The 20,188-nt window shown below is 74.0% G+C and carries 24 protein-coding genes; 15 read left to right on the plus strand and 9 right to left on the minus strand.

Translation table 11 applies throughout. The features are described from left to right. Window positions 1-4: 4 nt before the first annotated feature. From OG406_RS36330 to OG406_RS36340, 3 genes are read right to left on the minus strand one after another with little or no spacing between them, the layout of a single operon-like run. Entirely contained in the window at window positions 5-343 is a 339-nt protein-coding gene (locus OG406_RS36330) for an Asp23/Gls24 family envelope stress response protein (RefSeq protein WP_329189939.1), read from the minus strand. Further along, window positions 340-975: an Asp23/Gls24 family envelope stress response protein gene (locus OG406_RS36335; protein ID WP_329189940.1), complete on the minus strand. Its 636-nt coding sequence runs from the start codon at window positions 973-975 to the stop codon at window positions 340-342. Before OG406_RS36335 ends, OG406_RS36330 begins: the two co-directional genes overlap by 4 nt. Then, window positions 972-1,553, minus strand: a complete 582-nt coding sequence (locus OG406_RS36340; protein WP_329189942.1) for an RNA polymerase sigma factor — start codon at window positions 1,551-1,553, stop codon at window positions 972-974. The genes OG406_RS36335 and OG406_RS36340 overlap by 4 nt, the downstream gene beginning before the upstream one ends. Before the next feature lie 217 nt (window positions 1,554-1,770). On the opposite strand from OG406_RS36340, the gene OG406_RS36345 reads away from it, so the two are divergent. From OG406_RS36345 to OG406_RS36380, 8 genes are all read left to right on the plus strand, one after another. After that, on the plus strand, window positions 1,771-2,310 hold the full coding sequence (locus tag OG406_RS36345; protein ID WP_329189944.1) for an Asp23/Gls24 family envelope stress response protein: 540 nt from the start codon (window positions 1,771-1,773) through the stop codon (window positions 2,308-2,310). Between the two features lie 69 nt (window positions 2,311-2,379). Continuing rightward, on the plus strand, window positions 2,380-2,565 hold the full coding sequence (locus OG406_RS36350) for a hypothetical protein (RefSeq protein ID WP_081222611.1): 186 nt from the start codon (window positions 2,380-2,382) through the stop codon (window positions 2,563-2,565). Further along, window positions 2,562-3,680: a DUF6286 domain-containing Asp23/Gls24 family envelope stress response protein gene (locus OG406_RS36355; protein WP_329189947.1), complete on the plus strand. Its 1,119-nt coding sequence runs from the start codon at window positions 2,562-2,564 to the stop codon at window positions 3,678-3,680. Before OG406_RS36350 ends, OG406_RS36355 begins: the two co-directional genes overlap by 4 nt. Continuing rightward, window positions 3,680-4,261 (plus strand): hypothetical protein, encoded by a 582-nt coding sequence (locus OG406_RS36360; protein WP_329189949.1) that lies wholly within the window; start codon window positions 3,680-3,682, stop codon window positions 4,259-4,261. The genes OG406_RS36355 and OG406_RS36360 overlap by 1 nt, the downstream gene beginning before the upstream one ends. Next, window positions 4,251-5,165: a YihY/virulence factor BrkB family protein gene (locus tag OG406_RS36365; protein WP_164370152.1), complete on the plus strand. Its 915-nt coding sequence runs from the start codon at window positions 4,251-4,253 to the stop codon at window positions 5,163-5,165. The genes OG406_RS36360 and OG406_RS36365 overlap by 11 nt, the downstream gene beginning before the upstream one ends. 77 nt (window positions 5,166-5,242) lie before the next feature. After that, the gene (locus OG406_RS36370; RefSeq protein ID WP_081222608.1) at window positions 5,243-5,521 is read left to right on the plus strand and encodes a GlsB/YeaQ/YmgE family stress response membrane protein; all 279 of its coding nucleotides are present in this window, start codon (window positions 5,243-5,245) and stop codon (window positions 5,519-5,521) included. Window positions 5,522-5,750: 229 nt separating this feature from the next. Then, window positions 5,751-6,236 carry a DUF427 domain-containing protein gene (locus OG406_RS36375; RefSeq protein ID WP_266853160.1) on the plus strand — a complete coding sequence of 162 codons (486 nt, stop codon included), beginning with the start codon at window positions 5,751-5,753 and terminating at the stop codon, window positions 6,234-6,236. Between the two features lie 168 nt (window positions 6,237-6,404). Then, a complete protein-coding gene (locus OG406_RS36380; RefSeq protein WP_329189952.1) occupies window positions 6,405-7,613 on the plus strand; it encodes a cysteine desulfurase-like protein in 1,209 nt (402 codons plus the stop codon). Window positions 7,614-7,681: 68 nt separating this feature from the next. Here OG406_RS36380 and OG406_RS36385 read toward each other — a convergent pair whose 3' ends face one another. The 4 genes from OG406_RS36385 to OG406_RS36400 all read right to left on the minus strand — a co-directional run bounded on the left by OG406_RS36385 (window position 7,682) and on the right by OG406_RS36400 (window position 12,478). Beyond that, window positions 7,682-8,734 carry a MerR family transcriptional regulator gene (locus tag OG406_RS36385; protein WP_329189954.1) on the minus strand — a complete coding sequence of 351 codons (1,053 nt, stop codon included), beginning with the start codon at window positions 8,732-8,734 and terminating at the stop codon, window positions 7,682-7,684. Window positions 8,735-9,126: 392 nt separating this feature from the next. Further along, window positions 9,127-9,390, minus strand: a complete 264-nt coding sequence (locus OG406_RS36390; protein WP_327410609.1) for a DUF6480 family protein — start codon at window positions 9,388-9,390, stop codon at window positions 9,127-9,129. A gap of 51 nt (window positions 9,391-9,441) precedes the next feature. Further along, window positions 9,442-11,469 carry an ATP-binding protein gene (locus OG406_RS36395; protein ID WP_329189957.1) on the minus strand — a complete coding sequence of 676 codons (2,028 nt, stop codon included), beginning with the start codon at window positions 11,467-11,469 and terminating at the stop codon, window positions 9,442-9,444. A gap of 115 nt (window positions 11,470-11,584) precedes the next feature. Next, a complete protein-coding gene (locus tag OG406_RS36400; protein WP_329189959.1) occupies window positions 11,585-12,478 on the minus strand; it encodes an oxygenase MpaB family protein in 894 nt (297 codons plus the stop codon). Between the two features lie 278 nt (window positions 12,479-12,756). Between OG406_RS36400 and OG406_RS36405 the strand changes: the two genes are divergently transcribed. From OG406_RS36405 to OG406_RS36425, 5 genes are all read left to right on the plus strand, one after another. Next, the gene (locus OG406_RS36405; RefSeq protein WP_164370146.1) at window positions 12,757-13,005 is read left to right on the plus strand and encodes a WhiB family transcriptional regulator; all 249 of its coding nucleotides are present in this window, start codon (window positions 12,757-12,759) and stop codon (window positions 13,003-13,005) included. Between the two features lie 168 nt (window positions 13,006-13,173). Further along, window positions 13,174-13,308 (plus strand): hypothetical protein, encoded by a 135-nt coding sequence (locus tag OG406_RS36410; RefSeq protein ID WP_329189963.1) that lies wholly within the window; start codon window positions 13,174-13,176, stop codon window positions 13,306-13,308. A 21-nt stretch (window positions 13,309-13,329) separates the two neighbouring features. Then, entirely contained in the window at window positions 13,330-14,106 is a 777-nt protein-coding gene (locus OG406_RS36415; protein ID WP_329189965.1) for a DUF2071 domain-containing protein, read from the plus strand. Between the two features lie 222 nt (window positions 14,107-14,328). After that, window positions 14,329-14,955, plus strand: coding sequence for a sigma-70 family RNA polymerase sigma factor (locus OG406_RS36420; RefSeq protein WP_329189967.1), 627 nt, complete (start codon window positions 14,329-14,331; stop codon window positions 14,953-14,955). 252 nt (window positions 14,956-15,207) lie between these two features. After that, a complete protein-coding gene (locus OG406_RS36425) occupies window positions 15,208-15,498 on the plus strand; it encodes a hypothetical protein (protein ID WP_329189969.1) in 291 nt (96 codons plus the stop codon). A gap of 91 nt (window positions 15,499-15,589) precedes the next feature. Here the strand turns inward: OG406_RS36425 and OG406_RS36430 are convergent, their stop codons facing one another. Both OG406_RS36430 and OG406_RS36435 read right to left on the minus strand, forming a co-directional pair. Continuing rightward, window positions 15,590-16,540 (minus strand): ornithine cyclodeaminase family protein, encoded by a 951-nt coding sequence (locus tag OG406_RS36430; protein ID WP_329189971.1) that lies wholly within the window; start codon window positions 16,538-16,540, stop codon window positions 15,590-15,592. Next, window positions 16,537-17,478, minus strand: a complete 942-nt coding sequence (locus tag OG406_RS36435; protein WP_329189972.1) for an IclR family transcriptional regulator — start codon at window positions 17,476-17,478, stop codon at window positions 16,537-16,539. Before OG406_RS36435 ends, OG406_RS36430 begins: the two co-directional genes overlap by 4 nt. A gap of 166 nt (window positions 17,479-17,644) precedes the next feature. Between OG406_RS36435 and OG406_RS36440 the strand changes: the two genes are divergently transcribed. After that, a complete protein-coding gene (locus tag OG406_RS36440; RefSeq protein WP_329189973.1) occupies window positions 17,645-19,036 on the plus strand; it encodes an amidohydrolase family protein in 1,392 nt (463 codons plus the stop codon). Then, complete coding sequence (locus tag OG406_RS36445) at window positions 19,033-20,112, plus strand: dipeptidase (RefSeq protein WP_329189975.1); 1,080 nt, start codon at window positions 19,033-19,035, stop codon at window positions 20,110-20,112. The genes OG406_RS36440 and OG406_RS36445 overlap by 4 nt, the downstream gene beginning before the upstream one ends. Window positions 20,113-20,188: the final 76 nt, after the last annotated feature.

A 20,188-nucleotide genomic window follows, 5' to 3' on the forward strand; every position in this document is an offset into this window, starting at 1 on the left:
ACCGCTACACGAGTCCGGTGACGGTGACCCGTACCGAGGCCTTGCTGTCCGGGAGCAGCGTCGCCAGTGACTCCTCCAGCGCCCGGCGAGTGGCGCGGGCGACGTCCACGGTGCGGCGCTCCTTGCGCGCCACGATCCGGACGTCCACCTCCCACGGCTCGGACTCGTCGCGGCGGGTGACCCGGACCCCCGCCGTGTGCCCGGCGGAACGACCGGCCCCCGCACCCGTGCGTGAGCGCAGCAGATCGCCGAGGCCCGGCTTGAGGAAGGCGACCCCCGAGACCTCCAGGACCGTCCGCGCCAGTGCCTCCGTCAACGTGTCGTGCACGGCGTACCGCGTCATCGGTCCTGGCCTTCCTCGACGTCGGCCACGGGGCCCGTCAGATCGGTGATACGGATGTCCACGGCCGTCACGTCCATCCCCAGGCGGCCGCGCGCCACGTCGAGCACCCGCTCCCTCACCCGCTCGGCGAGGTGCTCCAGCGCGGCGTCCACCGGGGCGACGATGTCCAGCCGCACGTCCACCCCGGCCGAACCGCCCGGCGTCGACGGGGTGCGGGGCACGATCCGGCACGAGCCCGCGCGGACCCCGGCCACCGTCTCCCCCGCGGTGCGGAGCGTGCGGGCCGCGACCGCTTCCATGATCCAGAGGTCCTCGGCGGGATCACCCAGCGGGAGGGGCCTGCCGGGCCGCAGCTCGACCCGGACCACGTCCATCACCCGGCGCGTCAGCGGCGTGGCGTCGTACGAGGCGACGGTGTCCGTCTCGTCGCGGAGACCGCCGACGAGGGACTCCAGCCGCGTCCACTCGTCGAGGGCCCGGCCGCAGTGCGGGCACCCCTCCCCGTGGGCGTCGGCACGGGTGGGATCCTCCGCGATCTCCCAGACCTCGGCGAGCGGACGGCCGCAGGGCAGCAGTTCGTCGTCCTCGTCGGATCCGAGCCGGCGTTCCGGCGGACCGGAGTGGTGGGTCATCGCCACGCCCCCATCGCTTGTGTCAGTCGGTGTCGTGCGCGGAAGACACGGGCGCGGACCGCCTGTTGGCTGATCCCGACGGTGTCCGCGATGAACTCGTAGGACCGGCCGTCCAGTTCGCGCAGCACCCAGCAGGTGCGCTGCTCCGCCGACAGGTCCGCGAGCGCGGTCTGCAGCTCGCCCAGCGCCGCCCGGGACTCCGCCAGCCGGGCCGGCGAGGCGACGTGCTCGGGAGCGGCGACCTCCGCGACCGTGTCGAGGCCGCTCTCCTGCCGCCGGGCGCGCAGCACGTTGAGGCAGCGGTGGGTGACGATCCGGTACATCCAGGTGCCGAAGGAGGAGCGGCCCTGGAACTCGGGCAGCTTGCGCCACGCGTTGACGAAGGCGTCCTGCACGGCGTCCTCGGCCTCCGAACGGCTGCCCAGCAGCCGCGCCGCCAGCCCCACCAGCCGCGGGGCATGGCGGCGTACGAGCGACTCGAACGCCTCCTCGTCGCCCTCGGCCGCCCGTGTGGCCAGCAGGGCGTCGTCGGCCGCGACGTCCTCCGGCTGGGTGATCTGACTCTGGGCCCCCGGCACTCGGTGGCTCCTCTCGCTTGCCTCTGCGGGTTGGACACGCCTGCGCGGTTCCCTGTTACGCACCCGCGGCGCGCGCGGATGCACCCGTTCCGTCCTCCTCTCCTGCGGAGGAGGACGTACTCCGGAAAAAGAACGTGGTCGGGCCGCGTAACAGAACGGCCCGGGGCGGGTCTGTCGTGGAGAAGGCAGTTCACCCCGAGTGAAATGGGAGATCGTCATGACGACCCAGCAGGCGGGACCCGAGTCCCGCCGCGAGACCGTCCCCTCCCGTCCCGAACCGGCGCCGTCGGCGCGTGTGGCGGGCGGTGCCGGGGCCACCGGATCCACCACCCTGAGCGGTGGCCAGTCCGGCGCGGGCACACCGGCCGACAGCCGGGGCAAGACGTCCATCGCCGATGTCGTCGTCGTGAAGATCGCCGGGATCGCCGCGCGTGAGATCCCCGGTGTGTACGACATGGGCGGCGGGCTGTCCCGCACGATCGGTGCGGTACGCGACCGTGTGCCCGGCGGACGCCCGAACGTCGGCCGCGGGGTGAAGGTCGAGGTCGGCGAGCGCCAGACCGCGATCGACCTCGACCTGGTGGTCGAGTACGGGGTGCCCATCACCGACGTCGCGCGGGACGTGCGCGAGAACGTCGTCGCCGCCGTGGAGCGCATCACCGGCCTGGAGGTCGTGGAGGTGAACGTCACGGTCAACGACGTGCATCTTCCGGAGGACGACGGTGAGGAGGCGTACGGGGACTCGCGCGTGGAATGAGAGCCCCGATCGGCCCGTGACGAACGCGCGGCCGAGGACGCCGGCCAGACCGGCGGTGAGAGGTGAGGAATGAGCAGAGCAATCGTCGGCATGTTCGTGGGAATGGCCCTGGCGTACGCCGGCTACTTCGGCGGCTTCGGCGCGTTCCTGCTGGTGGCGGCACTCGGCGCGGTCGGATACGGCGTGGGCCGCTATCTGGAGGGCGGGGTCCGTCGTGAGGACCTCCGGGACCTCTTCGAGCGGAGGAACCGATGACGGACGCGGCGGTGCGCGGCACCACCACCGTCTCGGAGAAGGCCGTACGCAAGATCGCCGAGCGCGCGGCCGCCGAGGCCCTCCCGGGCTTCGCGCGTCCGTCGGCGCGCGGCTCCGCCTCCGTACGGGGGCGGCGGGCCGTGGTCTCCCTCGGCGTCACCCTCCCTTACCCGGTGCCGCTCGCGTCGACCGCCGAGCGCGTCGAGCGGCACGTGACGGACCGGACCGGCCGGCTCACCGGACTGCGTCTCGAGCCCGCGCGGGTCACCGTGACCGGACTCACCGGTCCGGCCCGACCGTCCGCGCCCACGCTCGCGAAGCCCCCCGCCTCCGGCCGCGCACCGCGGCGCCCGTGGTCGGCGCGGCGCGTCCCGGTCGTGGGACTCGCTCTCGCGGCGGCCCTCGTCTGCGGCGCCGCCGCGGTCGACGTGCTGCGGGTCCATGCCGCCGGGCACCCGGCCGCCGCCTGGCGGACAGACCTGCTGGACACGCTGGAACGGCGCGGTCCCGCGGACCTGCCGGTCGCCTTCGGTATCGTCCTCGCGGCCGCCGGCCTCTGGCTGTGCGTGCTCGCTCTGACACCGGGCCGACGAGGCCTGCTGGGCGCCGACTCGCCCGGCCTGCACGCCGCGGTGGACCGCACGGCGGTGGCCTCGGTGATCCGTGACGCCGTCGCGGACGTGCCCGGGGCCGGCACGGTCCGGGTACGCGTCGGACGCAGGCGCGCCCGAGTCCGGGTCGCACTGGCCTTCGGCGAACGGGACGCCACGACCGAGGCAGCCGTGGCCGTGGCCCACCGGGCCATGGACGCCTGCGCGTTGCGCCGGGCTCCCCGCCTGCGCGTGACGGTGCGGCCGGCTCCGACCTGGCAGCCACCCGGTTCCGGACCCGGGTCGCCGGAATCCCGGCCGACGGGATCTCGGCCCGATGAATCCCGGACGGGTGCACCCGGGCCGCACGCACCGCGGTCCCCGGCACCCACGACCGGGGGACCCACGCTTGCGGGACCGCGATCCGTGGAACACCCCTCAGCGGAGCCGCGGCTCGACGGGCTCGGGCCGGCGGACCCGCCGGCCCGCTCCGAGACCGCCCGGCCCGCCGGAAGCGAGGCGTGATGGAACACCCGTCCGGCACGGTCAACCGTGCCGCACTGGCCGCGGCGGGACTCGTCCTGCTGTCGGCCGGCATCTGGTCGGCGACCGCCGGCGCGTCCGTGGCGGACCGGATGCCGGGGTGGTGGCCGAGGACGGACACCGACACCGTGTGGGTCTCCGCCCGGCAGGTGGCCGAACTGCGCGACCACACCTGGTGGGTTCCCGCCCTCGTCGCCGTGACGGCCCCCGCCTCCCTCCTCTGCCTCCTGTGGGCGGCGAGCCGGATCAGCGGCGGGACCCGCCCGCGCCTGACCCTCACCTCGCGCGGCGCCGTCCTGCGCACCCGCGCGCTCGCCGACCTGCTCACCCGGCGCACGTCCGCCGTCCCCGGCGTCGCCCACAGCCGCGTCGCCGTCCGTGCCGGCCGCGGACGGCTGTACGTACGCGCCCACGTCCGGCTCGCCCCGGACACCGCACCGAACGGAGTTCTCTTGACCCTGGCCGCGCTCATCGAGGAAGCACGGGCCGCGGCCGCACCGTGCCGGGTCCTCACCCACGTACGGATCAGCAGCCGATCCCACCGGACCGCGCATGTCCGCTGAGTCAGGGCCCAACAGCGCCATCGACACCGTGCGGCCCGCTCGGCTGCCTCGCCCCCGTCCCGGCCTGTGGTGGCCGGCGCTGCGCCGCACCCCGGTGTCGATGTGGAACGACGACGTCTCGGACTGGGCCGCCGCCCTGACGTACTACGCGATCCTGGCCGTCCTGCCCGCGATGCTCGTCATGGTCGTGGCCTTCGGTCTGATCAGTCCCGACACCGCGGAGCAGTTCATCGCCCACGTCACGGCGTACGCGCCCGCCCAGTCGGGTGCGGAACTGCACCAGGCGCTGGGGGAGATGCTGCGGCAGCGGTCGGCGGCCTGGACCCTGCTCGTCGCGGGGTCGGCCAGCGCGCTCTGGTCGGCTTCCAGCTACCTCGCCGTGTTCCGCCGCGCCCTGCACCGGATGCACGACGTGGCGGACCGCCGTTCGGTCTGGCGCACCGCGCACCGCCTGGTGCTGACCGCGCTGGCGCTGCTCGGTCTCCTCGTCGTGAGCGCGCTCGTGCTGCTGCTGACGGGCCCGGTGGCCGAGGCCACGGGCCGGGTGTTCGGCCTCGACGGACAGGTGGCCGTGGCCTGGGGCGTGCTCCGCTGGCCCCTGTTGCTGTGCCTGGTCGCCCTGTTGGTCGTCGTCGTCTTCCACACGGGCCCGGTGGTGGCCCGTCGACGCCGCTACAGCCTGCCCGGCGGCATGCTGGCGGCGTTCCTGTGGCTGGTCGTCTCCGCCGGATTCGCCGTGTACGCCTCCGTGTTCGGCACCTACAGCAGGCTCTACGGCTCGCTCGCGGGACTCGTCGTCTTCCTGGTCTGGTTGTGGCTGTCCAACCTCGCGCTGCTGGCCGGCGCTCAGTTCGCGGCCGAACTGAGCGAGGCCGCGACAGCCGACCAGAAGGCAACAGTTTGAGTTTCGAAGGTTTGTGTCGGCCCGTTCGGCGCACACGGACTGAGGACATCACATCCTGTACGGACGGTGGAGGAACTGTGGGCATCATCGCTTGGATTCTGATCGGGTTGCTTGCCGGTGCCATCGCCAAGCTGCTCCTGCCGGGCAAGGACCCGGGCGGCATCATCATCACCATGCTGATCGGTATCGCCGGTGGCCTGCTGGGCGGCTGGCTGGGCAAGGTCATCTTCAACGTCGACTCGGTCGACGGCTTCTTCGAGGTGTCGACGTGGATCGCCGCCATCGTCGGCTCGCTGATCCTGCTGATTCTGTACCGGGTGCTGACGGGCAACCGTCGTTCGCACCGACACGCCTGAGGAGCCCGTACTCCCGCAGCGCACCGACGACTCACGGCTCGGGGCCGGCACCGGACCATCCGGACGCCGGCCCCGAGCCGTTCGTCGTGCTGCGGCAGGCCGCGCGGCCCGGCTCCCGCCGGGCCGCGCATCCGCGGTCACGGTGATCCCCGAAGTCCTCATGAATGCCGACCGGCCGGACAGGACGGGTGCGGCGATCCGCCTCGCACAGGATCGGACAGGAGTGGTCATGGCACCGCACGGACACCGGAGCCCCGAATCGGTGTGGGACTATCCGCGTCCCCCGGCGACGGAACGGGACGAACGCCTGGTCGTCGTCGAGTGGGCGGGAACGCGGATCGCGGAGACCACCCGAGCCCTGCGGGTCCTGGAGACCAGCCATCCTCCGGTCTTCTACCTGCCCCCGGACGACGTGCGCACCGACCTGCTCCGACCCACCACGGAACGCAGTTGGTGCGAGTGGAAGGGGCCCGCGGTGTACTGGGACCTCGCCGTCGGCACCGACGTGAGCCCGGGCGCCGCGTGGAGCTACCCCGAGCCGGTGCCGGCGTACGCCTCGCTCGCCGGGCACGTCGCCTTCTACCCCACGCGCGTCGACCGGTGCACGGTCGACGGCGAGCCGGTCACGGCACAGGAGGGCGACTTCTACGGCGGGTGGATCACCGCGGAGATCCGCGGACCGTTCAAGGGCGGCCCGGGCACGCGTGGTTGGTGAACGTCTCGGCACGCCCGTCCCCGCGGCGGAGGCGCCCTCCCCGTCCGCGGCCCGTCCTGCGATGATCGTCGGACACCGTGTGCCCCGTCCGGACACCGGACCGGCCCGCCCGAGCAAGGCCCGGGTCCGGCCGGCCGCGGGGCGCGACGCCGACCGTGAGGAGCCCGAGTGACCTTCGACGTCGGCGCGCTGCGCGCCGAGATCCCCGCCCTGCAGTCGGGCATCGCCCACTTCGACGGCCCGGGCGGAACGCAGACCCCCGCCCGGGTCGCCCGGGCGATCTCCGACGCGCTCACGGGCCCGCTCTCGATCAGGGGCCGGCTGACGCCCGGAGAGGCGAACGCGGAGACCTGTGTGCGCGCGTTCCGGGAGGCGATGGCCGACCTGGTGGGCGGCGACCCCTCCGGCGTCGTCTTCGGGCGCAGCGCCACCCAGCTCACGTACGACTTCGCGCACACTCTCGCGAAGGACTGGGCGCCCGGAGACGAGGTCGTGGTCAGCCGGCTCGACCACGACGCGAACATCCGGCCCTGGATCCAGGCGGCGGAGCGGGCCGGGGCCGAGGTGCGCTGGGCGGACTTCGATCCGGCGACGGGCGAACTCCCGCCCGCGGCCGTGGGCGAGCTGCTGACCGACCGCACCCGGCTCGTCGCCGTGACCGCCGCGTCGAACCTGATCGGCACGGTCCCCGACGTCGCCGCGATCGCCGAGCTCGTCCACCGCCGCCCGCGGGCCCTGCTCCACGTGGACGGAGTGCACTACGCCGCCCACGCGTTCGTGGACCTCGAACGGCTCGGCGCCGACCTCTTCGTCTGCTCGCCCTACAAGTTCCTCGGCCCGCACCACGGTGTCCTGGCCGCCTCCCCCCGCCTGCTGGAGGGGCTGCGCCCGGACAAGCTGCTGCCGTCCACCGACGCCGTGCCCGAGCGCTTCGAACTCGGCACGCTGCCCTACGAGGTCCTGGCGGGCACCACGGCCGCCGTCGACCTCCTCGCCGGTCTCGCACCGGAGACGACGGGGGGACGCAGGGACCGCCTCCGGTCCGCCTTCGCGGCCGTCGGACGCCACGAGGACGCGCTGCGCGAGGAGGTGGAGGCGGGGCTGGACGCGCTGCCCGGCGTGATCGTCCACTCCCGCGCCGCCGACCGCACGCCCACGCTGCTGCTGACGTTCGAGGACCGGGACACGGCCGACGCCTACCGGTTCCTGGCGGACCGGGGTGTGCACGCGCCCGCGGGATCGTTCTACGCGCTGGAGGCGTCGCGGCACCTCGGGCTCGGTGACACGGGCGGACTGCGTGTCGGCCTGTCGCCGTACAACGACAAGGACGACGTGGCACGGCTGTTGGAGGGCCTCGCCGCGTTCCTGGGGTCGTAGCGCGGCGCGGGACAAGTGCTGCCGCCGAGGGGGGCGCAGCGGCGCGGACCGTGGTGCCCCGGGCCGGGTCAGTGCTCCGGGGCGCCGATCAGGCGCAGCGCGTCGGCCAGGTGGCGGGGGCGGAGGAGGCCCGGACCCGACTGCCTGCCCCAGCCGGGTCCGCTCAGCAGGACCTGGCTCTGGGTCCGCGCACCGCGGACGCCCCAGCGGGTGGCGGCGATGTGCCGGGCCAGCGGCAGGTTGGCCGTGCCCGACGACTGCGACCACAGGACCACCGCCGAGGGACCGACGCGGTGGAACGCCGTCATCAGTGCCTCCGGCGGCACGGCACCGCCGAGCATGAGGACCGGGATCCCGCGTTCCGCCAGCGCCGCGTTGAGCGCCTCCAGCGGCAGGGTGTGCGGCTCGCCGGGAAGACAGGCGAGCAGCACGGGCGAGGTGGCGTCGTCGCGTCCGTGGCCCGCCGCGGCCACGTACACGTGCCGCAGGGTGGCGGAGACGTGCCAGGACAGGAGGTGTTCGACCTCGACGTACTGGTCGCCCGACGACTCCCACTTGCGGCCCACCGCGCGCAGCGTGGGCACCATGACCTCCTCCCACGCCTTGGCCAGACCGTGCGCTCGCACCGCCGCCGTCAACTGCTCCTGGATGGCGGAGGCGTCCAGGCGCACGGCGGCGCGTGCGAGTCCCCGGCATTCCTGGCGCACGTCGCCTAGCGGCAGTCCGGAGGGGGACCGCGAGGCCTTGGGCCGCTCCCGCGGGGGTGTCGCCGACGGCCGTTCCGGGAAGCGGACGCCGGCCGGTGGCCGCGCGAGCGCGACGGGGGAGCCGGGGGCCCCGCCCCGGGCCGTCTCCTTCGCGGTGCGCGCGGCCTCGGCGGGGGGCAGACCGACCGCCGTGAGCCGGCACATCTCCTGGACCATGGCGACGTCGTCGGGGGACCAGCGCCGATGCCGCCCGTCGGGGCGCACGGCGGGACCCAGCCCGTACCGACGGTCCCAGGACCGCAGGGTGGTCGGTGACACCCCGAGCTTCCTGGCCAGGAAGCCGGTGGTCACTCCCGCGTCGGCGCCTTCGCCGCTCTCGGTGTCCGCGTCGTCCGCGCGGGCGCTCAGCTCCATGCGCCGACCCCCTGGACCATGTCGGGCTCGACGGGCGCGCGGCGGTTCACGGGTGCGGCCCGGTTCGGGCCGGCGGGCTCCGGCGCACGGCGGCAGCGGGTCATGACAGGGGCTCGCCTCGCTTCCGAAGCCGTCAGGGACCGGCTGGTCCGCCGGGCTCACCCCTCCTTCCCTCCGAGGACGCGGGACGGATGCAGCGACGGGCACCGGTGTGCGGCGAGGGACGCGTCGACGGGGAGACCGGCCCGACCGGCGGCCGGGGTACGTGTCGTGCACGGTGGGAGTCCGGCCCGGGCCTGCGGGTGCGCCGGGACCGCCGCACCCGCCCCGGTACGGCAGAACGTCCTCCCCGCGGAGCGCGAGGGCTCCGCGGGGAGGACGTGTGCGCCGGGTCAGAGGCCGCTGATCCTGGCCACGAAGAAGGCGGCGACGATCAGTGAGCCGATGACGATCAGCCCGAGCCAGAAATAGGGGTGTTCCCAGATCCCGCCGTCCGGCCGCTCCTGGTGCGCCTCCGCGATGGAGCCCTCGGCGGGCGGGGTCTCTCCTGGTGGTACGAGTGGATGTGCCATCTCTCCACCGTCCGCCCGAACGGGTGAGGGCGCATCTTCGCGGCGGCGGGGCTCCCCGTGTCCGGGGTGGCGCACGGGCCGCACGGATTCGCCCCGGGCAGGCGCCGGAGCCGCTCGCCGGACGGCGGCCCGCCCTCAGGACCCCCGGCCGGAACTGTCGAGCAGGTGGCGCAGCACCGCTTCGGGGTCGGAGAGCGCGGAGCGCAGCAGCGCCTCCTCGTACCCGTCGTCGCCCAGCAGGGCACGGGCCGTGTGCTCGTAGCGTTCGCGGACCGGCCCGAGTTCGGGCGTGCCGCGCTGCGGATGGCCCACCGCGCTCCAGTACGTCTCACCGGCACCGAACGCGGCGACCGCCCACTCTCCCGCGCCCTGCGCCGCCAGTGCGGAGGCCAGCAGGTCCAGGCCCAGCGCCAGGCCGAAGCTGTCCCCGATCCGGCGCTTGCCGTCCAGCATCGACAGGGCGTGGGCGGAGGCGTCCTCGGCGCGGTCGGCGAAGAGGGAGATGAGCGCCAACTGGTAGTCGGCGTACGAGCGGGTCCACCACTCGCCGCGCCGCACGCAGCCGCTCCGCAGTTCCTCCGCCTCCCGGCGCGCGTCGTCGAGCAGCCCCTCGGCCGTCAGGGCGAAGACCCGCACCAGGTGACACAGGAGATGTCCCGCCGAGGTGAACGCGGTTCCGCCGGCGCCCCGCAGAGCGCCGTCCACGTGATGTCTGGCCGTCATGGGCCGGCCCTGGAGGAGGTGGGCCAGGCCCAGCAGATACGTGGCGTGCAGCGTCCCCTCGACATCGTCCTGGAGGTCCGCGCGCCGTTGGCAGAACTCGGCGAGCCGGCGGGCCGCCTCGTGCTCGCCGCGCAGTGCACGGTTCACGCCCAGCGCCCACAGGGCCCGTGTTCGTTCCGGGCCGGAGGCGTCGGACAGGGCCAGGGCGTCCTCCAGATAGGCGGAGGCCTCCCGCAGATGGCCGCAGCAGCTCCACGGGAAGCCGAGCAGTCCGATCAGGTCGAGGGCCGTGTCGGGCCGGTCGTCGAGGAGGTGGTCGAGCGCCGCGCACAGATCGGTGTGCGCCGCGTCCAGGCGGGCGTACCAGTGGGCCTGCCGTTCGCCCAGCCAGTTGTCGTGGGACGCGCGGGCCATCGTCAGGAAGTGGTCCGCGTGCCGTCGCGCCAACTCGGTGCTCTCGCCGAGGTGTTCGAGCCACATGGTGCCGTACTCCCGGACGGTGTCGAGCATCCGGTGGGTGTCGCCGAGGCGTGTCAGGACCGATTTCCTCAGCAGGCCCTCAAGGGCCCGGTCGACGTCCTCCGCCGCGAGTGGGCCACCGGCGCACACGGTGCGTGCCGTGTCCGCGTCGACGCCGTCCCGGAACACCGACATCCGGGCCCACAACAGACGTTCGGCGGGCGTGCACAGCTCGTGGCTCCAGCCGATCGTGGTGCGCACGGCGCGATGCCGCGGGGGCCCGGTGAGGACGGTGTCGGCGGCGATGTCCAGTCGCAGGCCCAGTTCCAGGTCGACCTCCGCGACCGTGCGCTGCGTCAGCTGACCCGCGATCAGTTCCAGGGCCAGGGGCATCCCTTCGAGCCGCTGGCACAGCCGGGCGACGGTCACCATGTCCGCCGGGGCCGACACCGGGGTGCCCGCGGCCGCGGCCCGTCGGCAGAACATCTCGACGGCGTCCGTCGAGGGCGGCAACGGGTCGACGGCGACGACGTGTTCACCGGGCACGCCGAGCGGTTCCCTGCTGGTCGCGAGGACGGTCAGCCGGGGGCAGGAGAGCACCAGGCGGGCCACCATGCGTCGGCACGGGCCGACCAGGTGCTCGCAGGAGTCCAGTACGAGCAGGACGTCCTTGCCGGCCAGCCAGTCGGCCAGGGAGTCCATCGCCATGTTCGTGGTGTGGTCGGAGAAGTCCACCGCGTCGGCCACGGTGGCGACGAGCAGACGGTCGTCCTGCAGGGGCCAGAGGTCGGCCCAGGCGGCCCCGCCCCCGCTGGAGCCGAGGTGCTGGTCCGCCGCGTGAAGGGCCAGACGGCTCTTGCCCACGCCGCCGGCCCCGGTCAGGGTGACGACGCGGTGTTCGTGCAACGCCTTGGCGAGATGGGCGAGTTCGGCCCCCCGTCCGACGAAGTCGGGCGGGACGGACGGCAGGTTTCTCAACACGCGGACAGTCTTTCGGCCTTGGGTCCTCCACGGCACGGACTTCGCCGACTCGGTCCCCGGGTTCGGTACGGGAGGGAACGGTGGGCCCGGGCGGGCACACCGTCACGGTCGCGGTTCACGCGGCGGACGCCGGGGCGGACCCGGCCGGGCGCGACGGCGCCATCGCCCAGCGGACGACCGAGGTGACGGCGCAGCCGAGCGGACGGACGCACACCGTGTCGACCAACGGCAGCCGGGGCAGCCGCAGTTCGGCGGCGGCCCAGGAGGGCAGCAGGGACACCGCGTTCGCCGCGAGGACCCCGTACGGGAGGCGTACGGCCAGCGGCACCGGCGGGTTCAGCAGGAGGAACCGGGCGGCCTCCCGGGCCTCCGGGGTGGCACGCACCTCGCCGCGGTAGGAGTCCAGCCGCTCGGCGAGTTCGGCGCGGTTCGTCGGTGGGTCCGCCACGCCCAGCGCGGTGGCGACGCGTGCGGTGTCGGCGACGTAGCCGTCGCATCCCTCATCGGTCAACGGGCGTACGCCGTACCGCTGGTGTGCGCGCAGAAAGCTGTCGACCTCCGCGACGTGCACCCAGGCGAGCAGATGGGGATCCGCCGCGTGGTACGGCGTGCCCTCCGAGGTCGTGCCGCGGACCCGCTCGTGGACGGCGCGCACCCGCTCGCACGCCTCCTGGGCGCTCTCCGCGGTCCCGTACGTCGTCGTGGCGAGGAAGGTGCTCGTGCGCTGGAGGCGTCCCCACGGGTCTCCGCGGAATCCCGAGTGGGCGGACACGGCGGCCATGGCGAGGGGGTGGAGCGACTGGAGCAGCAGGGCGGAGAGGCCGCCGATGAACATGGACGCGTCCCCGTGCACCGTGCGGATGGGCCGGTCCGGGCCGAACCAGCGGGGTCCTGGCGTGTCGTGGATCCGGGCGCGGTTCTTCGGCCCCTCGGGACCCGCGACGCGGGCGAAGAGCGCGCTGCCCAGCCGCTCCCGTACTCCGGCGGTGTCCGGTCCGGTGACTCTCATGGGACGGGCGGCCTCCCTCCGTGTCGTCCTCCGGGCGGCCCGCGTCGCGCGGCGGACCCACCCCCGGTGCATTCGCCGGGGCGCGACCGGTCGGATGCAGCCCGTGACGGCGAGTTCCGGCCCGTCACGGGAACCGGCCGAGGCACTCCCCAGCATGGCCGAATTCGCCGGGAAAGCCTAGATTGATGCCTACCTCTGCCGGGTCCGGCGGTGCCAGGAGCACCGCGGAGACGACCTGCCCGCGAGCGCGCGGCGACCGGCGGAGGACCGGATGAGTCATGAACTGGCGTGAATCGGCGGCCTGTCGCACCGAGGATCCGGAACTCTTCTTCCCCCTCGGTGAGGACGGCCTGTCCAGAGGACAGATCGAGCAGGCCCGCGCGGTCTGCCACCGCTGCCCGGTGCTCAGCGCCTGCGCGAGCTGGGCCCTGCTGAACGCCGAGTACGACGGGGTCTGGGGCGGCACGACGGCGGCCGAGCGCCGTGCCCTGAGACTCCGCGCCGCCTCGGGGCGTCACGACCCCTGACGGGCGCGGTCACCACCGACCTGCGCCCGCGCATGCGGCGAGCCCACGGCTGCCCCGCCCGTCCGCGGAGGGCGCCCCTCACCGCCGCATCCGGGCGTCGATCACGGGCCGAATAGGCAGACGAACTGGACCGCCCGGAGAACCGAACCGGGCCGCGGGAGGTACGGCATGCGGATCTGGGGTGCGCGGATGCTGGTGGCCGGATTGCTCGGAGCGACCGGGGCGACCGGGGCGACCGGCGTGCTCGGCGGTGCCCGGTCGGGGTGGCCGAGCGGTGGCGCGACCTCCGGCACGGCCCGGTAGCCGGGGCGGACGGGGAGTCACGTGTCCACCCGTGGAGTGTCCCGACAGCACCACCGGACCGCGCGTCCCGTGGAGCCGGTCACGCCGCTCGCGCCGAGACAGGTACGGCGGACGCTGTTCCGGCAGAACTGGCGCGACCTGGTGTTCCTGCACTGGCCGGCGGACCCCTTCCAGGTGGCCGGGCTGCTGCCGCCCGGAACCGTCCCCGACCTGCTCAACGGCCGTACGTACGTCGGGCTGGTCTTCTTCCGGTTGCGTGATCTCGCCGTCGGCGGCACCCCGGCCGTCCCGTATGTGGGCTCCTTCGACGAGATCAACGTCCGGCTCTACAGCAGGGACGCCCAGGGGCGCCGCGGTGTGGTGTTCCGTTCACTGGAGTGCGACCGGCTGCTGCCCGTACTGGCGGCCGACGCGTCGTTCCGGCTTCCCTACCGGTGGTCGCGCATCCGCAGCCAGTGGTTCGACACCCGCCTGCTGTACCGCACCAGCCGCCGCGGGGCGCCCGAGGCCCGGGCGCGGGTGTGGCTCGACGTCGGCACCGACCCCGTCGCCCCCGACCCGGTCGAGGAGTTCCTGACCAACCGCTGGGGACTGCACGGACGGGCCTTCGGGAGGTCGTACTACCTGCCGAACACCCATCCGGCGTGGACGTTCCGCCGCTGCGCCCTGCTCGACTGGGAGGACTCGCTCATCGCGGCGGCCGGCCTGTCCGAGCCGTGCGAGGAGCCGTTCAGTGTGCTGTACGCCCCCGGTGTGCCGGTGCGGTTCGGTACCCCGACGGTCCTTCCCGGGACGTGAGGCGCGGACGGTGCGAAGGCCGGAAGGCCTGCGCAGAGCAATGCGATGCAGAGTCGATGCAAGTTGCCCGAGTGCATCGATATTGCGGATGGTGGCAGAGCCGGAACCGCGGATTCACGCCGCGCGACCGGTACGCCCGACGCCTTCGGGACGGTGCTGCCACGAGGAACGGCCGCAGGACCGGAGGCGGGACGCCGCCACACGGTCCGAGGAGCAGTCGCCATGACCGCACAGCAGACCACCGAGCAGCCGCCGTACGGCTCTCCCTGGACGCCTCCGGTACAGGAGTCGCTCGACGACGAGGAACTCGCCGCCGCGTTCGTCCGCGGCGACGAGCTGGCGCTCGCCGCCGCCTACCACCGCTGGGGCCGGCTGGTGTACACCCTGGCCCGGCGGTCCCTGGGAGACGCGGCCGAGGCGGAGGACGTCAGCCAGGTGGTGTTCCTGGCCGCCTGGCGGGGGAGGGCCGGGTACGCGCCCGAGCGCGGTGCCCTCGCGGCCTGGTTCGTCGGGATCACCCGGCGCAAGATCGCGGACGCGCTGTCGGCCCGCACCCGTCGCGCCGACCTGGTGGCGGCCGCCGGTGCCGTGATGGCGCTGCGCACCCATGACCGGTCGGGCGAGCCGGACGCGGTCCTGGACCGGGTGCTGGTCGGCCACGAGCTGTCGAAGCTCCCCCCGGCGCAGCGGCGGGTGCTCAGCCTCGCCTTCTACGACGACCTCACCCAGACCCAGATCGCCCAGGTCACCGGCCTGCCGCTGGGAACGGTCAAGAGTCACGCCCGCCGCGGGCTGCACGGCCTGAGCCGCTGCCTCCAGGACGCCCGGGAGGACGGGTTGCGCGGGTGAGGTGGCGCCGGCCCGCGTCACCGTCCCGCCCGAGGTCCTGCTGTCCGTGAATCCGGGAGCGGAGCACGTGCGGCGGTGCGCAGGATGAACGTCGTGCAGGGTCGGTGCATCCGACGGGACGGCGGGCCCCGAAGCAGGGGCGAAGGACGGATGTCACGGTCCGGGTTTCCGGCCGCGAGCCGCTTCTCGCGCCAGGGGACCCAGGTGCCGGCGACGTCCGCGCGGCGGATCCAGCAGGTGAAGAGGTGGCACATGAGCGGCGCCGGGCTGTCGGGCCATCTCCCGCCCGCGGACCTCGCCCAGCACGTTCTCGACGGGGCGCGCACACCGTGGCCGCCCGGGATGCTGGACCACCTCCACCGGTGCGCCTCCTGCCGCGACCGCGTCCGGGCCTTCGAGCGCGTCGACGCGGCGGCCCGCGGCGGCCTTCCCCCCGAACCTCTGGTGAGCCCTCCCGCACGGGTGTGGGAGGCGATCCTCGCCGAGGTGCGCGCCGAGCGGACCGGCCCCGCACCGGACACCCGTCGCCGCCGGGCCGGTTGAACATCCCGCTGCACCAGGCCCTGTCGACCGCCCGCACAGCGTGCGTCGGTTTGCACACACACCCTCGGACGCCGCCCCCTGCGTCAGGCGCCTACAGGCTGAGCCGGGTGCCCCACCCCTCCGCGACCGCGACGGCGTGCGCGACGTGGGCCGCCGCGACATCGAGCGCGGCGTGCCCGGTCGACTTGAAGAGCGTGAGCTCGACGTCGTCGCGGCGGCCGGGGAGGTCACCGGCGAGGACCGCGCCGAGCGGTGTCACCGGCCGCTCGGCCGGAAGGCCCTGCAACTCGTGTGCGCCGGACGGCGGTCGCGTCGTGGCGGCTCCGGACCATTCCGCGAAGAGCGTGGCGTCGCGGACGGTCGCCGCGTCCAGTTCCGGACCGTGGGAGCCGCCCACCGAGCTGATGTGCGCGCCGACGGCGAGCCAGTCCCGGTCGACCACCGGTCGCACGGCTCCGGTACAGCAGAACACCGTTCCGGCCCCGCGGACGGCGTCCTCGATACTCCGCGCGGCCCGGCCCGCGGGGTGCAGCGCCGCCGCGCTCGCCACCCGCTCGGGGTCACGGCCGGCCACCCGCACGGGGGTCTTCGGGTCGAGCGCCGCGAGCAGGGTCACCTGGGCCCGTGCCTGGGCGCCGGTTCCGACGACGGCCACCGGGCTCCCGTCCGGGCGGGCCAGGGCGCGGGCGCTGATCGTCGCGCTCGCCGCGGTGCGGATCTCGGTGAGGGGTTCGGCGTCCATCAGGGCCAGCGGGCGGCCGTCCACCGCGTCGAACAGCGCGACGACGCCGAGGTGACTGCTGCGCCCGGGGCGCTCGGGGTCGGCGAACACGGAGACGAGTTTGGCGGCGAGCCCGAGGCCGGGCACGTGACCGGGCATGGCGCCGAGCAGACCGCCCGGAGCGTGCGCCGCGATCCGTGGCGGCGCGGAGACCTCGTCCCGGCCGACGGCGATCAAGGCCGTCGCCACGGCGTCCATCACCCGCCGAGGATCGAGCGCGGCCCGTGTCTGCGCGCCGTCCAGGAACCGGATCTCGCTCATGACTGGCCTTCAGGGGAGGGAGAGGAGGAGGGGGACGGTGTCGCGGTCGCCGACTCGGTCGGGTCGGTGACGTGCAGGCCGCCGGCACGGTGTTCTCCGGCCGTCGGACTCTCGGAGGCGGCACGCGCCGCGTCGATCGAGGGTGGCGCGGAAGCCGTGGGCACAGCGGCGGACGGTGAGGACGGAGCGGGTGATCCGGGACCGGAGAGGATCCGGCCCAGTTCGTCCGTCGCCTCGCGCAGCAACTCCTGGAGCAGGCAAAGACGGTTCTCGTCGATCTCCGCGCCCAGACCGACCAGGGTCACGGCGCAGACCGGCGCGCCCGGACGCGTGACGACCGCGCGGCCGAGCGAGGCGACGGGCTGTTCGTTGCGCCCGTACTCGACGGCGAACCCTGTGCGTGCGGTCCGTTCGACGTCGGCCAGCAGCCCGTCGGGCCCGTCCAGCGGGTGACCGTCCGCTTCGGCGGTCCGCAGATAGGGGGCGCGGTCGGCCGGTTCGAGGGCGGCGACCAGGGCGAGCGGGCCGGCGAACCGGTGCACGGGCAGGGCCTCGCCCATCAGCCGGCTGATCATCGCCAGGCGGTCGGGGCGTACGACGTCGATCACACGGGACCGGTCGGCCTCCGGCACCTGGAGGTTGACCATCATGCCGGTGCGCTCGGACAGCCTGTCGAGCACCGGCCGGGCGAGCGCGCCGAGCGAGTTCCTGGCGGCCGAGGACGACAACCGCAGGACGGCCGTGCCGGGCAGATAGCGGTCGCCCGCCCGCAGCACCCAGCCGCGCCGGACCAGGTCGACGAGCACCCGGTAGGCCGTCGCCCGGTGCAGACCGACCTCCTCGGCCAGGTCGGTGAGGCGCGGCGGCCGGTCCGCGCGCGCCACGGCCTCGACGAGGTCGAGGGCCTTGTCCACCGCGGTCCGTGTCTCTGCGGGCAATTCCGGCCCCTCCTTGTGATGCCGTCGGATGCGAGCGTACGGTAACGCATGTTGCGGAAGACGATACGCCTGTTACGCACACCGTAACAAGATCCGGACGGGTGTCGACCGGCTGGACGGGAGTCCGGCCGCGACGCGGTTCAGGCACAGCTATGACGAGGTGAAGATGACGGACGAGGTTCCGGGCGCACCGGCCCCGCACGCGCCCGCGGTGGAGGGAACCGTCGCGGTGTACCGCGGCGCGACGCTGTTCGACGGGACCGGGCGTCCCGCGCGGCCCGGCACGTCGATCGTGGTCGACGGCCAGGTCGTCCGCGCGGTCGGCGACGACGCCGCGATCGCGGCCGAACTGCCCGCCGACGCGCGGGTCTTCGACCTCGACGGCGGCTTCGTGGTGCCCGGACTGATCGACGCGCACCAGCACATCGCGACGCCGCCCGACCGCCCCGCGGCGGAGGCCGTGCTGCGTCGGCTCGTGTACAGCGGCGTCACCGCCATCCGTGACATGGCCGACGACCTGCGCCAGGTCGGTGACCTGGCGCGGGCGACGCTCGTCGGCGAGATCCCCGGTCCCGACATCCGGTACGCCGCGCTCATGGCGGGCCCCGGCTTCTTCGACGACCCGCGCACCCACCAGGTGTCCCAGGGCGAGACGCCCGGCGCCGTGCCGTGGATGCAGGCGATCACGAAGGACACCGATCTGCCCCTGGCGGTCGCTCTGGCCCGCGGCACCCACGCCGTCGCGATCAAGGTGTACGCGGACCTCGACCACACCACCGTCGCCGCCATCACCGCCGAGGCGCACCGGCAGGGCGTTCCCGTCTGGGCCCACGCGACCGTCTTCCCGGCCTCGCCCGGCGAGATCGTCGAAGCCGGCGCGGACAGCGTCTCGCACGTCACCCTGCTCGCCTTCGAGGGCACGGACGAACCCCTCACGAGCTACAAGCACAAACCCCGTGTCGCGTACGAGAGGTTCGCCGCCGGCGACGACCCGCGCATCGAGGAACTGTTCGCCCTGATGCGGCGGCGCGGGACCGTCCTCGACGCCACCGCCGGCATGTGGGCGAGCGAGGCCCTCGCGGGCGACGGCCCCGCGGACGCCGAGCGGGCCGCGGCCAACACCGAACTCGCCGCCGTCCTCACCGCGCAGGCCCACCGGGCCGGCGTCGACATCGCGACCGGCACGGACTACGAGACCGACCCCGAGGAGCCCTTCCCGGCGCTCTTCGAGGAGCTGTCCTTCCTCGTGCGCCGCTGCGGCATGACACCCGCCGAGGTGCTCCGCTCGGCCACACTCATCGGTGCCCGCAGCGCGGGAGCCGAGGACGTCATGGGCAGCGTCGAAGCGGGAAAGCTCGCCAACTTCGTTGTCCTGGCGGCCGATCCGCTGCGGGACATCGAGAACCTGCGGAGCGTCACGCTGACCGTCAAACGCGGCCACCGCTTCGAGCGCCGTGCCTTCGACGGCACCGACTCCGGCGCGCGGCGGACCGCCGCCGTCCCGTCCCCCGAGGCCGAAGAGCCCGGACCGACCCACCGCGCCGAGGAGACCCGATGACCACCCTTCCCCTGATCGTCAACGCGCTCGGACAGCTCGACAACCCGAACGCTCCCGGGTCGGCCGAGGCGGCAGCCGAGTTGAACCCGTCCAGCGAGCAACTGACCATCGACGCGCGCACCCTGGCCGACGCCCACGCCTCGGGTCTCACCGCCGTCAACATCACCCTCGGCTACACCATGGGGGACCTGCCCCCGTACGAGCACACGCTGCACGAGATCGACGTCTGGGACGGGATCATCCGCGACCATGCGGCGGACCTCCTCAAGGTCCGTACGGTCGCCGACGTCCACCGCGCCCGGCGGGAAGGGCGGGTCGGTGTCATCTACGGTTTCCAGAACGCGGTCGCCGTCGGGAACGACACGAGCCGCGTCGCCACCTTCGCCGAGCGCGGCGTACGGGTCGTCCAGCTCACGTACAACCAGGCCAACCACATCGGCGACGGCTCGATGGCTCCCGAGAACCGGGGCCTGACCGACTTCGGCCGCGGTCTCGTCGAGGCCCTCGACGAGTACCACCTCATGGTGGACCTCTCCCACAGCGGTGAACGCACCTGCCTGGAGGCCGCCAAGACCGCCCGGCTCCCCGTGTCGATCAACCACACCGGCTGCCGCGCCCTCGCCGACCTGCCCCGCAACAAGACGGACGAGGAACTGCGCCTGGTGGCCTCGCGCGGCGGCTTCGTGGGCATCTACTTCATGCCGTTCCTGAACCCGTCCGGCCACGCGAGCGCCGCCGACGTCGTCGAGCACATCGTCCACGCGGTGAACGTGTGCGGTGAGGACCACGTCGGCATCGGCACCGACGGCACGGTCACCTCCATCGACGACCTCGACGCCTACCGCGCGCACCTCGCCGAACACGTGGCCCTGCGGCGCGAGGCCGGCGTCGGCGCGGCGGGAGAGCGGGACGACACGCTGCCGTTCGTGCTCGACCTCCGCGGAGTCGACCAGTTCCGCGACCTGATCCGCCTCCTGGAGCAGCGGGGTTACAGTTCCGGGCGCATCGAGAAGATCCTCGGCACGAACTTCCTCGACTACGCGGACCGGGTGTGGGCGCCGGAGGCCTCGCGGTAGCCCACGCGCGTTCCGCCCGCACAAGTCCGCTCGCGGGGTGCCCTGTTGTCCTCGCTCCGGGCCTGACTACGGTGAC

This window comes from Streptomyces sp. NBC_01428, assembly GCF_036231965.1.
In the GTDB taxonomy this organism is placed as follows: Bacteria; Actinomycetota; Actinomycetes; order Streptomycetales; family Streptomycetaceae; genus Streptomyces.

What these genes read in the sequence shown, in the direction of transcription:
- OG406_RS36425 (WP_329189969.1), top strand. Translation starts at nt 15,208, where the DNA reads ATGAGCGGCGCCGGGCTGTCGGGCCATCTCCCGCCCGCGGACCTCGCC.
- OG406_RS36385 (WP_329189954.1), bottom strand. Translation starts at nt 8,734, where the DNA reads ATGGAGCTGAGCGCCCGCGCGGACGACGCGGACACCGAGAGCGGCGAA.
- OG406_RS36360 (WP_329189949.1), top strand. Translation starts at nt 3,680, where the DNA reads ATGGAACACCCGTCCGGCACGGTCAACCGTGCCGCACTGGCCGCGGCG.
- OG406_RS36405 (WP_164370146.1), top strand. Translation starts at nt 12,757, where the DNA reads ATGAACTGGCGTGAATCGGCGGCCTGTCGCACCGAGGATCCGGAACTC.
- OG406_RS36345 (WP_329189944.1), top strand. Translation starts at nt 1,771, where the DNA reads ATGACGACCCAGCAGGCGGGACCCGAGTCCCGCCGCGAGACCGTCCCC.
- OG406_RS36350 (WP_081222611.1), top strand. Translation starts at nt 2,380, where the DNA reads ATGAGCAGAGCAATCGTCGGCATGTTCGTGGGAATGGCCCTGGCGTAC.
- OG406_RS36430 (WP_329189971.1), bottom strand. Translation starts at nt 16,540, where the DNA reads ATGAGCGAGATCCGGTTCCTGGACGGCGCGCAGACACGGGCCGCGCTC.
- OG406_RS36410 (WP_329189963.1), top strand. Translation starts at nt 13,174, where the DNA reads ATGCGGATCTGGGGTGCGCGGATGCTGGTGGCCGGATTGCTCGGAGCG.
- OG406_RS36365 (WP_164370152.1), top strand. Translation starts at nt 4,251, where the DNA reads ATGTCCGCTGAGTCAGGGCCCAACAGCGCCATCGACACCGTGCGGCCC.
- OG406_RS36400 (WP_329189959.1), bottom strand. Translation starts at nt 12,478, where the DNA reads ATGAGAGTCACCGGACCGGACACCGCCGGAGTACGGGAGCGGCTGGGC.
- OG406_RS36375 (WP_266853160.1), top strand. Translation starts at nt 5,751, where the DNA reads ATGGCACCGCACGGACACCGGAGCCCCGAATCGGTGTGGGACTATCCG.
- OG406_RS36335 (WP_329189940.1), bottom strand. Translation starts at nt 975, where the DNA reads ATGACCCACCACTCCGGTCCGCCGGAACGCCGGCTCGGATCCGACGAG.
- OG406_RS36355 (WP_329189947.1), top strand. Translation starts at nt 2,562, where the DNA reads ATGACGGACGCGGCGGTGCGCGGCACCACCACCGTCTCGGAGAAGGCC.
- OG406_RS36420 (WP_329189967.1), top strand. Translation starts at nt 14,329, where the DNA reads ATGACCGCACAGCAGACCACCGAGCAGCCGCCGTACGGCTCTCCCTGG.
- OG406_RS36330 (WP_329189939.1), bottom strand. Translation starts at nt 343, where the DNA reads ATGACGCGGTACGCCGTGCACGACACGTTGACGGAGGCACTGGCGCGG.
- OG406_RS36440 (WP_329189973.1), top strand. Translation starts at nt 17,645, where the DNA reads ATGACGGACGAGGTTCCGGGCGCACCGGCCCCGCACGCGCCCGCGGTG.
- OG406_RS36445 (WP_329189975.1), top strand. Translation starts at nt 19,033, where the DNA reads ATGACCACCCTTCCCCTGATCGTCAACGCGCTCGGACAGCTCGACAAC.